The organism is Dehalococcoidia bacterium (genome assembly GCA_021295915.1).
Taxonomy (GTDB): domain Bacteria; phylum Chloroflexota; class Dehalococcoidia; order Lucifugimonadales; family UBA1123; genus VXRN01.
This window is the reverse complement of sequence record JAGWBK010000060.1, coordinates 9,442-21,481: the sequence shown is the minus strand read 5'-3', so window position 1 is coordinate 21,481 and position 12,040 is coordinate 9,442. Positions and strand designations below refer to the sequence as shown.

Sequence of the window (12,040 nt, the reverse complement as noted above, 5' to 3'; positions counted from 1 at the left end):
CTGTCGGGGAGTTCGGTTGACGAGATTGCCCAACTCATACTCGAAACAGGTGACGCCGACCGATTCGACCTTGGCGAGGTCATGGACCGTTCCAGGGAAGGTGACGGCTACTACCGCCTGGACAGGCCTTTCGAGCCGCCCGAAGTATGGGCCGCGGGAGTCACCTATAAGACTAGCGAAATGGAGCGGCAGCGTGAGAGCGATACCCCGGATGTCTACGCGAAGGTATTCACCGCCGACCGTCCAGAGGTCTTCCTGAAGGCGACACCGGACCGGTGTGTCGGCCCGTTCGAGGACGTTGGAATCAGATCAGACTCAGAGTGGAGCGTTCCTGAACCCGAGCTGGCATTCGTTCTGTACAGGGGCGAAATCGTCGGTTACACGATCGGGAACGACATGAGCAGCAGGTCGATTGAGGGCGAGAACCCTCTCTACCTCCCGCAGGCCAAGGTGTTCGATAGGTGCTGCGCGATTGGCCCCTGCTTTGTGACTGCTGAAGACCTGGATCCGATGAACCTCGACATCTCCTGCTCCATCATCCGTGACGGTCAGGAGGTCTGGACTGACCAGACTTCGACATCCCTGATGGGGCGGACCTGCGAGGAGTTGGCAGACTGGGTTCAACGCCATAACCTTGTGCCAGACCTGACAACCGTTCTCACCGGTACGGCAATTGTCCCGCCGCCTGAGTTCACATTGCACGAGGGGGACGTAGTCACCATCACAATAGAGGGCATCGGATCGCTCGAAAACGGCGTGATGGCAGTGTAGCGAGTGCGCCTCTATTAGGCGTGACTCAGCCCGCCGTCGAGGTACAGCGTCTCCCCGGTCATGTACGCGGAGGCATCTGACACGAGGAACAGCGCTAGGAAGCCCACTTCCCGCAGATCACCCGCGCGGCCCAGAGGAACCGTGTCCCTGGCGTTCTCTCGTGACCTCGCGACCTGTTCAGGGTCACCAGTCTCGGGATCAGGGAAGATTCCGGGGGCTATGCAGTTAACCGTTACGCCGTAAGGCGCCCACTCCAGTGACAGGGTTTGGGTAAGTCGAGCGAGGCCGGCCTTGGCTGTCGAGTACACCAGCATCTCCGGCGAACCCTTCCTGGCCGCGAACCCGCTGATGTTTATGATCCGACCTCTGCCCCTCTCGATCATGTGTGGGCCCACCGCACGGCAGCCCTTGAACGCTTCAGTCAGGTTGATGTCCAGCACGAACCTGTATTCATCGTCGCTGATGGCCGTGCCGTCTGATCCCGGGGAGGGAATTAGCGGCTTTCGTATCGCGTCCCCCAGGTTGTTGATCAGCACGTCTATGTGGCCCCACTCAGATAGCGCATAGTCTACCGTCCGCTGCCAGTCGTCGGTGTCTGTTGCGTCAGCCGTCATCGTAAGGATCGGATAACCTGCAATCTTCATCCCCTCCGAAAAGGGTTGCAGGTACCTGTCTGTGAGCGCAGTGACCATTACACGTGCACCCGAGTGAGCCAGGACCCTGGCGATGCCTTTACCTATACCTCGTGCCGCACCCGTGATGATTACGGTCTTGCCCGTTACGTCAAACTCATGTGGCAGCATCGTCGGTCCTCCCAGATGATTTTAGGTCGTCGGTGGGCTTCTCCTGCTCAATGGTTACCCGATATCGAGTCCAGCGCCTGCTGGACGAAGTCTATACCGACCATTTCCTTCCACGCTGCCATCAGTCCGCTGGTGACGCTGCCGGGAGTCGACTGCCCGAACTGGTATCCATTTAGCGTCGCGACTGGAAGCATGCAGTAGCGGGTACTGGAAACGAACGCCTCGTCAGCGCCATAAATTTGCGAAGGACTGTACAGCCCCTCGTCAACGTCGATGTTCAGGACACTCGCAAGCTCCAGGACGGTGTGCATACTGACACCGGGAAGAACGTTCCTTCGGTCAGGCAGCTTGATCCTGCCATCTGCCACGAACATGAAGTTCGCACCCTGACACTCCGTAATGAAGCCGCCTTCATTGACCATCAACGCCAGAGTCTGAGTGCTCCCACTCTTGCCGTCACCGGCTGCTTCCTGTGGCTTTGGGTAGCTGATCGGAGTGTAGAGCCTGACGCCCTCAACGTAGCTACGCGCGAATCCGCTGAACTCTAGTGGCGTGCAATAGATGGCAATATCGACACTCGGGAGGTCGTCAGCAGCGATTGGGCGTGTCACAGTGATCGTCTGTGTGACCACCATGTCGCCAAGTCCGCCCTCCATCAGGGTGAAGTTCGCCTCCACAATTCCCCGCGAGGTCTTTTCCATGTCGTCGATCGTAATGCCCGGGTCTATGTTGGAGTATCTCAGCCCGCTGAACAGCCTCTCGAGGTGCCTGCGCAGTTGAAACGGTCTTCCGCCAAAAGTGCGTGCCGAATCGTAGTAGCCTCCAGCCGATCTCACATTGATCCGCTGTAACTCCGGCAGGGCCTGGGAATACGGCATGACCTGCCCGTTGACGTATGTCAGGAACTCACGTTGGTCAGCCACGTTAGCGCCTTCCAAACAGCCGCTTCTTGATCTTTGTGAGCGAGGTCACGGCGTGAATCAGTGGCGACATCTTCCTGCCATGTATGGTCCCCTGGGCAAGCGCCTCCTTGAATCCTTCAGGTGTGCCATCGAACTCTGGCATGATTACATAGGTCCTCCCAAGTTCAATGGGAGTGTGAGAGTCGCTGACGCCTGAAGTCAGAAGACCGTGCTCCTGAGCGAACTCGTGGGCTTTCCGGTTATCGGCGTCCATGTTGTTTCGTGAGTTGAAGACCTCCACTATGTCGACATGGGGCAGCACGTCTTCTATGCCGCTCCGTGTTATCACCTCACCTCTGAACCTGTCGAACGGGTGGGGGAGACTAACCAGTCCACCCTGGTCTTTTATCCTCTTGGCTGTTTCAAGTGGCGTCAATCCTCGGGGAATCGTCTCTTGCAGAAACAGGCCGGTGACCTCCCCCTCAGCTGTCCCCACTTCTTCTCCTATGATTACCGTAAAAGGCGCGATGTCGCGTACCACAAACGCACCCTCTGTGGTGTTGTGGTCTGTAACTGCTATGCAGTTCAGCCCGACCTTGAGGCACCGCGCCACCAATGTCTCTGGACTCATGTCCGAGTCATAAGAGTAGTGAGTGTGCATGTGGAAGTCGGCCTTAAGCATTAGTCTCCGACGTCCATTCCCTCGTCGCCGTCAACCATCCGCATCTGCTCGCCATATGCTGTACGGATTCGCGTGATCTTCATCTCGGCCGACGTCAACATTTCGTTGCAGACTCGCGCCAGTTTCATACCCCGCTCGTACATCGACATCGACTGCGCCAGGGTGAGGGAGCCCGACTCCAGTGCATCCACCGTTTCATCCAGTTGTTCCAACGCCTCTTCGAAGGAGAGGTCCTCAATTGCCTTGGTTTCAATGTTGGTTTCGTCAGTCGACATGCAATCCTCTGTAGACATCACTCACTGAACCTGAACGGCGGATATCGGTCTGTCGTCAGCAGGAACGCGTAGGCTCCCACTCGAATGCCCCAGCGGAACAGTCCCACTATGTAGTTGAACATCCACACTGGATAGCGGCCAGTAACCAGGATGGCAATCCAGGCCAGGAACACGACGACAAGCGCGACGATCCCGAGTACTGTCAGGACTATGTAGTGCGGAATCGCAAGCAGCCACTTAACAAGAGGCAGGAACCGGTTGAGCTGGCCCTGAACATCGGGATAGGCGATCTCCAGCGTGACAGACTGCTGTTCATCCGTTGACGGATACTCATCCCGGAGCAGGAAGAGGTATGCGCCCACCCTGGCAGAGAAGCGACTGACCTCCAGATTCCAATCGAACCACCAGCGCGGGTACTTTCCTCGAAACACAATCATCAGCATTGTGGCCAAGGACAGTCCCAAACCAGCCAGTAACACACTGGTTTCGCCCGAGTTCCAGGCCGAGTCGGAGTCACCGGCATTTACGAATGATCCTGATATAAGCCCGATGATGATAAATATGGGTATCGCCAGGATGATTCGGACGAGTGCGGTGAGCCTGTTGCTGCCCTCTTCCGGGTACTCAACGCTGAACTGGACTGGGTATATGTCAGTGGAATAGACCATCATCTTCTCCTGCGGAGGCTAGGGTTCTACAGGACCGGTCGATACTTCCTCCACTTTTGCCGCAATTGTACCCTCATTGAGGGTAATGTCCAGTGAACTGCCGGGCCGGGTTTCGCTCGCTGCGGTCACCACATTCCCACTTTCTCGATCAACAACAATCGAGTAACCGCGTCGCAAGGTGTCCTGAGGAGACAGGGTTCGCAGTGCAGTTTGTAGCCTGTCGACTTGACCACTCAACAGCTCGACCCTGTGAATCAGCATGGTCCTTGCCGAGTCGAGCTGGTCATCGACCCTGAGCCTGAGCTGGTCAACCTCCGGTACCGCACGTCCGAGCCTAGCCCAGAACTGCCCTACGTCACCTGTCGCGGCATCCACCTGCTGAGTCACCGAGCTCTCGACCCGGTGGACTGACGCCGACAACCTATGCAGCAGCTCCATCCTGTCTGGCACGACCATCTCCGCCGCCGCCGACGGGGTTGGCGCCCGGACGTCGGCCACCAGGTCGCACACGGTGAAGTCAGTCTCATGTCCCACCGCACTCACGACTGGTACGCGACTGGAGAACACCGCCCTGGCAACCGGTTCCTCGTTGAAAGGCCACAGATCCTCAAGGGAGCCTCCACCCCTCGCAACGATGATGACGTCTATATCTGGCTCATCATTCAGGGCGACTATCCCTTCGACGATGGTTCCCGCAGCCGCGTCTCCCTGGACCATAGCCGGTGCCAGCGCTAGCTCGACCATCGGGAAACGCCTGCTGACGACGGTGCGAATGTCCTGCCAGACGGCCCCGGTTGGTGACGTGACGACTCCGACTCGTTTGGGAAAGAAGGGCAGGGGTCGCTTTCTCGACGCCTCAAAGAGCCCCTCGCGTTCCAGTTGGGCCTTAAGCTGTTCCAGACGGAGTTGAAGCTCGCCCACGCCCTCAGGCTGGATCACATCTGCGACGAGTTGAAGGTCTCCTCGTGCTTCGTAGAGAGATATCCTGCCGTGGGCTACTACTGCGGCCCCATCCTGCAGGTGCTCAGAACCCCGCGAGTTCCGAAAGTGGACGCACCGGAGAGAACTGCTGCCGTCCCGAAGAGTGAAGTACGAGTGACCCGAGCCTGGTCGACGCAGGTTGGCAACCTCGCCCTCGATCCAGACATCGCTTAGCAGTTCGTCGTAGGACAGCAGGTCCCTGAGATACGCAGTGACCTGTGAGACGCCGTAGATCAGCGCCATGTCAGACCCTGGACAGGTAGCTGCCAGACCTCGTGTCCACCTTTACCGTCTCCCCTGCGTTAACGAAGAGTGGGACCTGTATAAGCAGACCGGTCTCCAACGTAGCCGGTTTGGTGGCGCCTGTCGCGGTGTCTCCCTTGAGACCGGGTGGTGAGTCCGCAACTACCAGATCGACAGTAAGGGGCATGTCCACTGCGATCGGGTTGCCCTGGTAGAATACCAAGTCAATGGTCATCCCCTCTTTGAGGTAGTTCAGCTCCTCGGAGATGTCTCCCCGAGTCAGTGGGAACTGGTCGTACGTGTCAGTGTCCATGAAGTAGCAAAGGTCGTCTTCGTCGTAGATGTACTGTGCCGATCGACGCTCCACGTCTGCTGGAGTCAGCTTAACGTCGTATCCGGAGAAACTTCTGTCAAGCACCCGTCCGCTGCGGATGTCCTTGAATCTAATCCTCATAGTCGGAGCGCGCGTAGTCGACCACGAGGTATGGAACGCCGTCCAACTCGATGGCCATGCCTTTTCTGAGGTCTCCGTATCCGATAGTCATCTGACTAGCACCTGTTGGCCTTCCCTTTTGGCTGGGCTTATCGCAACGGCCCTACTTCGGCGATCTGGTCAGTGGTCGAGCTCTGTCGTCTTCCATGACCACAACGTCCTCGATCCTTACACCGCCCCAGCCTGAAATGTAAATTCCCGGCTCTATGGTGAACACCATGCCGTCCTCTACGACGTCCTGTGATCTCGGGACCACCATTGGCCGTTCATGTATGACGAGTCCGACACCATGACCCAGACCGTGACCGAACTCATCGCCATATCCCGCGTCCGTGATGACCTCGCGGGCTACGGAGTCGATCTCCTCGCCGGTCATACCTGGTCTTGCGGCCTCGATGGCGGCCTTCTGAGCCTGCAAAACGATACCATAGATGTGTTGGAACGTGTCGTCCTGCTCTCCAACCACGAACGTCCTGGTCAGGTCGCTGCGATAGCCCCGGTAGGTCGCTCCCATGTCGATTACGATAGGCTCACCATCTCGCACGACTGTGTCGTCAGCACGATGGTGGGGCAGGGCGGCGTTCGGCCCGACTGCGACTATCGTATCGAACGACGGCCCTTCGGCGCCCAGTCTGCGCATCTCCTTGTGCAGTTCCCAGGCAACCTCTTGCTCCGTCATGCCTGTTCGGATCTCGCGCTGTATCTTGGCCATGGCCTCGTCGGCTATCTGCACCGCACGGTCAAGCGCCTCGATCTCGTTGCCGTCCTTGACGGCCCTGATCCACTCGATCACACCAGCCGTCTCTTCGAAGTCCACCCGCAGGTCGCTCTCAGACTCCTCGACCTCGCGTTGCAGCCGGCTGAACGCAGCGACGCTCATGTCGTCTGCCTCGAACCCAATTCTGTGCATCCCGACCTCGACAGCGACAGCAGGAAACCAGGGCTCGCCTCCCCTGATATGGCGCACATCGAATCCTGGCGATTCCGACTGGGCCTGCTCGATGTACCTGAAGTCGGTGGCAAGAATGGCCTCATCGGCGGTAATGACTAGCTGGCCGTTGGAGCCGGTGAACCCCGACAGATAGCGGCGATTCGCGGCTGAGGAGACCAGGAAACTATCCAGATCTTGCTCAGCCATATGCTCTCTGAGCCTGAGGAGTCTGTGGGACGTGTTGTCAGTCACGCCTGTTCGCCAAGATGCGCTGAGAGGAAGTCGAGCGCGTATATGTACCCACGCCATCCCATCCCAGCTATTTGTCCAACTGCTATGTCGGCAATGACAGAGTGACGCCTGAACTCGTCTCGTGCGTGAATGTTGGACAAATGGACCTCGACGATAGGTAGTCGGGAGTCCGTCAGCGCATCTCGCATTGACAGCCCGTAGTGGGTTAGCGCACCCGCGTTGATGACGATTCCATCTGCACCGTCAGTCGACCTCTGGATGAAGTCGACGATCTCCCCCTCGTGGTTCGACTGGAAGAAGTCAACTTCGGCGCCAAGTTCCGATGCACGCTCGCCGAGCGCCTCCTCGATCTGTGCAAGCGTTGTCACCCCGTAGTGACTGGCATCACGGCGTCCGAGGTTGTTCAGGTTGGGGCCGTTGATTATCAGGACCTTCAATCGGCGCCGCTCCCCGCACCTGCGCGCGGGTGCGCCTGCATGTATGCCTTGCGTGCCTCGGTCTTGGTGATGTGCGTGTATACTTGGGTGGTCGCCGGGCTGGCATGGCCCAGCAACTCCTGCACCACTCGCAGGTCGGCGCCGCCCTCGAGAAGGTGGGTGGCAAATGAGTGGCGAAGGGTGTGAGTGTGGACCTGAGTCCCAAGCCCGCTGTGCGCAGCGTAACTTCGCACCGCCTTTTGAATGCTGCGCTGGCTCAGACGATTCCCGTAGCGGTTCACGAACAGCGCTCCGCCCTCGTCTGAAGAGGCCACTTCGGGCCTTACTTCGGACATGTATAGACTGAGCGCGTCCCTGGCCGATTCACCTATGAGGGCAATTCGCTCCTTCGACCCCTTGCCTACAACTCGTACCTCTCTCGTGACCATGTTGACGCTATCGACGTTCAGGTCGTGGACCTCACTCACCCGTAGACCGGCGGCGTACACGAGCTCCAGCAGAGCCCGGTCTCTCATGCCCTTGTGTGTGGTCAGGTCCGGCGCGTCCATCAACTCTGACGCCTCTTCCTGGGACAGGAATCGGGGGAGTCGCGAGTCGACCTTGAAAGTCCCCCGGGGCGGCAGCGGGTCATGCTCCGCAATGCCTACGCGGTTGAGCCACTTGAACAGTGTCCGTAGTGCGCTCAGCTTACGCGCAATGCTGGGTCGTACGTACCCCAACTCGTGAAGCCACGAAAGGTACCCGCGCACAGTCCGCCTGTCCAGATCGACGAACGCTGCAACTTCGCGATTCTGCATGTAGTCACGCAGTGGTTCCAGGTCGGACAGGTAGTTGCGAATCGTGAGTTCGGCGAGGCCTCGCTCCGCGACGAGGTGGTCGCGAAATCGGTCCATCGTCTCGCCCCAGAGCTGCGCGTCCATGTTAAGCCGCTTCAGGTTCGAGTCTTGGAACAGGCCCAGTGAAACCGCACGTGTCGTCCAAACAGCGGGCGTTGCGGCGATTGCGCCCCTGCGAAACCAGCAACTTGCCGCATCCCGGGCACGGCTGAGGCATTGGGTTGACCGTGTGCTTGCAGTCAGGGTAATTGATGCAGCCATAGAAGATTCTGCCGTTGCGACCCCTCTGCTTGCGCTCGATCATGTCGCTGCCGCACTTCTCACACGCGACACCCACGCGGAGAGGCTTGGCGTTCTTGCACTCGGGATACCCGCTGCAGCCGAGGAACCTCCCGTTCTGCGAGTTCCTGACGACCATTCTCTTTTCGCAGTTGTCGCACAGTTCGTCGACATCCTCGCTGACCAGTTCCCGAACAGCCCTCTCTTCTGGAGTTTCAACGGGCCGGGTGTTCTTGCAGTCTGGATATCCGGTGCAGGCCATGAATCTCCCGAATCGCCCGCTCTTGATGACCAACTCTTTTCCACACTCTTCGCACATCTCTCCGGTTGGCTCTTCTAGCATCTCACGGGGAACGCGGTCAGCTTCCTTCATGGCCTTTTCGATGGCCTGCTCGAACGGATCGTAGAACTGTCCAATTACAGGAATCCACTGCTGCTCGCCTTCGGCGATGTCGTCCAGCTTCTCCTCCATGCCGGCAGTGAAGCCGACATCCATCACATCTGTGAAGTTCTGTACCAGCAGACCAGTCACGGCCTTGCCCAAGTTGGTGGGCGTGAATCTCGAGCCCTCTTTGGTGACGTAGTCACGCAGCTCAAGCGTGGATATGATCGAGGCATACGTGCTTGGTCTGCCGATGCCCTCTTCTTCGAGAGCCTTGACCAGCGAGGCGTCTGTGAACCTCGGCGGCGGCTTGGTGAAGTGCTGTTCTGGGTTGATCCCCAGGCAATCGAGCGCCTCTCCTTCGGTCAGCTTGGGAATGGGAGGGTGGTCCGCGTCATCGTCGTCAGCATCGTCCCTGCCTTCCAGGTAGACGGCGCGGAAACCGGCGAACTTCAGGATGGACCCGTTCGCGCGCAGCTCGTACTCCCTGCCCGAGGAGGTTCCTGTAACACCGATCGACACCGACGTGGAGTCGAACAGCGCGTCCGACATCTGGCTGGCGACCATTCTCTTCCAGATGAGGTCGTACAGCCTCGCCTGATCGTTGGAGAGGAATCTTCGGACAGACTCGGGTTCACGCATCACCGACGTGGGTCTGATCGCCTCGTGAGCCTCCTGCGCTCCCTTCACCTTCCGCGTGTATGTCCGTGGCTTGGCGGGGGCGTACTCGGGCCCGTACTTGCGCTTGATGAGGTCTGATGTCTCCTGCAGTGCCTGGGAGGCCACGTTTGTGGAGTCGGTACGCATGTAGGTTATGAGTCCCACATCGCCCTCGCTCCCCAACGACAACCCCTCATAGAGTTGCTGGGCGACCGACATGGTCCGGCGGGTGCTGAAGCGCAGCTTACGCGCCGCCTCCTGCTGGAGTGTGCTCGTGATGAATGGGGGCGACGGTCGGCTCCGGGTCTCGCGGACACGTACGCTTGTTACCGAATAGTCCGCTCCCCGTATGTCCAGCAATATTTCGTCACTGGTCGCCTGGTCTGGAATCTCGATTCGGCCCCTCGTTCCCTTTACGGAGTGGAGCCGAGCCTTGAACTCGATTTTGGAGCCCTGGCGCGGTCGCTTGGAGAGGTTCGCGTCTATCGTCCAGTACTCGACCGGCACAAAGACGTTGATTTCGGCCTCACGGTCCACGATCAGTCGGAGTGCGACGGACTGCACGCGGCCTGCCGAGAGCCCGCGGCGGACCTTCGACCACAACAGCGGGCTGAGCTTATACCCCACGATCCTGTCGAGTACGCGTCGTGCCTGCTGAGCGTCGATGAGGGAGTGGTCCAACTCGCGGGGATTGTCGAAAGCTTCCGCTATCGCGTCACGTGTTATCTCATGGAACACGACACGCTTCGCCTTGTTGGCCGGAATCTTGGCAGCCTCCATCAGGTGCCACGAGATAGCTTCGCCCTCTCTGTCCGGGTCTGTGGCGAGGTAGACGATGTTAGCCTGCTTCGCCTCCTTGGACAGCTCCGAGATAATCTTGCCCTTGCCGTTGACTACCCGGTAAGTCGGCTCGAAGCTTCGGTCGTCTATTTCGACGCCCATGTCCTTTTTCGGAAGGTCACGTACGTGACCCATGGAGGCCTTAGCGACGTAGTTGTTGCCCAGGAATCTCTGGACGGTTCTTGCCTTTGCAGGCGACTCTACTATGACGAGGTCTTTTGCCATTTTCCCTACACTGACTGGTACTCTGCCACGGTCTCCCGCAGCCGGACGTAGTTCATTCCACCCACTTGTCGAACGAGTCCCCTTAATTCCATCATAGTTAGGGCGCCACCCACTGTCGAGGCGGCAAGGGCGGAGTTTCTGGTTATTTCGTCTATGTGGATCGGGTCAAAGGTCACGAACTTCAGCACTGCCGCCTGCGCCTCGTCCTCTGGGAAGAAGGCAGCAAGCTCAAGCTGGTGCTCGGCGGCAGACAGGTTCAACTCTTCCATGACATCTTCTGCGCACGTGACTAGCTTTGCCCCCGAGTCCCGAATGAGCTGGTTGCCGCCCTTGGAGCCGGGCGACAGTATGCTTCCCGGAACGGCGAACACCTCTCGATTCTGTTCGAGCGCGTGCCTGGCAGTGAGAAGCGCGCCACTTCCTTCAGGCGCCTCGATCACCAGGGTTCCCATGCTCATCCCGCTTATTATTCTGTTTCTGCGCGGGAAGTTCTGGGCATCGGGCCTGGCGCCAAGCGGGTGCTCAGATATGACGGCGCCGTTTTGTGCGATGTCGTCGGCCAGGTTGCCGTGTTCCCGCGGGTAGATCACGTCCACACCGCTACCAAGCACTGCGACGGTTCGAGCCCCTTCCTCCAGGGCTGTCCGATGTACGATCCCGTCAATGCCCCTCGCCAGTCCACTGATGATGGACACACCGCTACGGGCCAAGTCTGACGTTAACTGTCTCGCAGTCTCTCGTCCATACGCAGTCGGTCTTCGTGTGCCCACGACTGCAACAGACCTCTCATCCGACGAGTCAAGTTCACCCTTAACGTAGATTACGGGCGGCTTATCGTAGATCTCCTTCAGTCGGGGAGGGTAGTCCTCATCGTGCCACGTTAGCACCGTGACCCCGGTCTGCTGCACTCGTTCCATCTCCGAGTCCGGGTCGATGTTGCCCCGGGTCTCGGCGACATGCTGCGCCGTACCCCGGTCGAGTCCGGCCTGCTGCAACTGCGCCGCACTGGCCGTCCACGCGCTGGCCAACGAGCCGAAGCTTCCTTCCAGCAACGCTAGTCGAGCGCGGCCAACCCGCGACACGCGGCTGAACGCAACCCAATATTTTAGCTCAGACGTTTCCATTTTCGGTCGGTATTCTACACCAAAATGACTATTTAACAACCCCAGACAGCAACGTGTGAACGGTTCATGTCAGAGTCCCGATGATCACGAACTGAGAAAGTGGTCTCTTAGAACGTGCCAGCAGACCACATCGCGTTCAATTGGGGAACATGCCTGGCTGGCACTGCGGCAATGGTATGGCGGAGAGGGTGGGATTCGAACCCACGGTCGCCTTATACAGACGACACGCGATTTCCAGTCGCGCCTATTCGGCCAC

The 12,040-nt window shown here is 58.8% G+C and carries 12 protein-coding genes and 1 pseudogene; 1 reads left to right on the top strand and 12 read right to left on the bottom strand.

The window, feature by feature from the left end; all coding sequences use genetic code 11:
• On the top strand, positions 1-771 hold a 771-nt coding region (locus J4G14_13950; GenBank protein ID MCE2458892.1), incomplete at its 5' end, for a fumarylacetoacetate hydrolase family protein.
• Positions 772-785: 14 nt separating this feature from the next.
• On the opposite strand, the gene J4G14_13945 is transcribed toward J4G14_13950, so the two are convergent.
• The 12 genes and pseudogenes from J4G14_13945 to dprA form a co-directional block, all read right to left on the bottom strand.
• On the bottom strand, positions 786-1,574 hold the full coding sequence (locus J4G14_13945; protein ID MCE2458891.1) for an SDR family oxidoreductase: 789 nt from the start codon (positions 1,572-1,574) through the stop codon (positions 786-788).
• Between the two features lie 47 nt (positions 1,575-1,621).
• Positions 1,622-2,497, bottom strand: a complete 876-nt coding sequence (locus J4G14_13940) for an aminotransferase class IV (GenBank protein MCE2458890.1) — start codon at positions 2,495-2,497, stop codon at positions 1,622-1,624.
• Between the two features lies 1 nt (position 2,498).
• Positions 2,499-3,158, bottom strand: coding sequence for a PHP domain-containing protein (locus J4G14_13935; GenBank protein ID MCE2458889.1), 660 nt, complete (start codon positions 3,156-3,158; stop codon positions 2,499-2,501).
• Complete coding sequence (locus J4G14_13930) at positions 3,158-3,433, bottom strand: exodeoxyribonuclease VII small subunit (GenBank protein MCE2458888.1); 276 nt, start codon at positions 3,431-3,433, stop codon at positions 3,158-3,160. The genes J4G14_13935 and J4G14_13930 overlap by 1 nt, the downstream gene beginning before the upstream one ends.
• A 17-nt stretch (positions 3,434-3,450) precedes the next feature.
• Complete coding sequence (locus J4G14_13925) at positions 3,451-4,101, bottom strand: DUF4389 domain-containing protein (protein ID MCE2458887.1); 651 nt, start codon at positions 4,099-4,101, stop codon at positions 3,451-3,453.
• Positions 4,102-4,119: 18 nt separating this feature from the next.
• On the bottom strand, positions 4,120-5,325 hold the full coding sequence (gene xseA / locus J4G14_13920; GenBank protein MCE2458886.1) for an exodeoxyribonuclease VII large subunit: 1,206 nt from the start codon (positions 5,323-5,325) through the stop codon (positions 4,120-4,122).
• A gap of 1 nt (position 5,326) precedes the next feature.
• Positions 5,327-5,870: pseudogene (gene efp, locus J4G14_13915) on the bottom strand (elongation factor P).
• Between the two features lie 51 nt (positions 5,871-5,921).
• A complete protein-coding gene (locus J4G14_13910; protein ID MCE2458885.1) occupies positions 5,922-6,956 on the bottom strand; it encodes an aminopeptidase P family protein in 1,035 nt (344 codons plus the stop codon).
• A 41-nt stretch (positions 6,957-6,997) separates the two neighbouring features.
• Entirely contained in the window at positions 6,998-7,438 is a 441-nt protein-coding gene (gene aroQ, locus J4G14_13905; protein ID MCE2458884.1) for a type II 3-dehydroquinate dehydratase, read from the bottom strand.
• Complete coding sequence (locus J4G14_13900) at positions 7,435-8,358, bottom strand: tyrosine recombinase (GenBank protein MCE2458883.1); 924 nt, start codon at positions 8,356-8,358, stop codon at positions 7,435-7,437. The genes aroQ and J4G14_13900 overlap by 4 nt, the downstream gene beginning before the upstream one ends.
• A 1-nt stretch (position 8,359) precedes the next feature.
• The gene (gene topA / locus J4G14_13895) at positions 8,360-10,660 is read right to left on the bottom strand and encodes a type I DNA topoisomerase (GenBank protein MCE2458882.1); all 2,301 of its coding nucleotides are present in this window, start codon (positions 10,658-10,660) and stop codon (positions 8,360-8,362) included.
• A gap of 5 nt (positions 10,661-10,665) precedes the next feature.
• On the bottom strand, positions 10,666-11,784 hold the full coding sequence (gene dprA / locus J4G14_13890) for a DNA-processing protein DprA (GenBank protein MCE2458881.1): 1,119 nt from the start codon (positions 11,782-11,784) through the stop codon (positions 10,666-10,668).
• Positions 11,785-12,040 lie beyond the last annotated feature (256 nt).

Coding starts and splice junctions, on each gene's coding strand:
- J4G14_13900 (MCE2458883.1), bottom strand. CDS start 8,358: ATGGACGCGCAGCTCTGGGGCGAGACGATGGACCGATTTCGCGACCAC.
- xseA (MCE2458886.1), bottom strand. CDS start 5,325: ATGGCGCTGATCTACGGCGTCTCACAGGTCACTGCGTATCTCAGGGAC.
- J4G14_13935 (MCE2458889.1), bottom strand. CDS start 3,158: ATGCTTAAGGCCGACTTCCACATGCACACTCACTACTCTTATGACTCG.
- J4G14_13930 (MCE2458888.1), bottom strand. CDS start 3,433: ATGTCGACTGACGAAACCAACATTGAAACCAAGGCAATTGAGGACCTC.
- dprA (MCE2458881.1), bottom strand. CDS start 11,784: ATGGAAACGTCTGAGCTAAAATATTGGGTTGCGTTCAGCCGCGTGTCG.
- topA (MCE2458882.1), bottom strand. CDS start 10,660: ATGGCAAAAGACCTCGTCATAGTAGAGTCGCCTGCAAAGGCAAGAACC.
- J4G14_13945 (MCE2458891.1), bottom strand. CDS start 1,574: ATGCTGCCACATGAGTTTGACGTAACGGGCAAGACCGTAATCATCACG.
- J4G14_13925 (MCE2458887.1), bottom strand. CDS start 4,101: ATGGTCTATTCCACTGACATATACCCAGTCCAGTTCAGCGTTGAGTAC.
- J4G14_13910 (MCE2458885.1), bottom strand. CDS start 6,956: ATGGCTGAGCAAGATCTGGATAGTTTCCTGGTCTCCTCAGCCGCGAAT.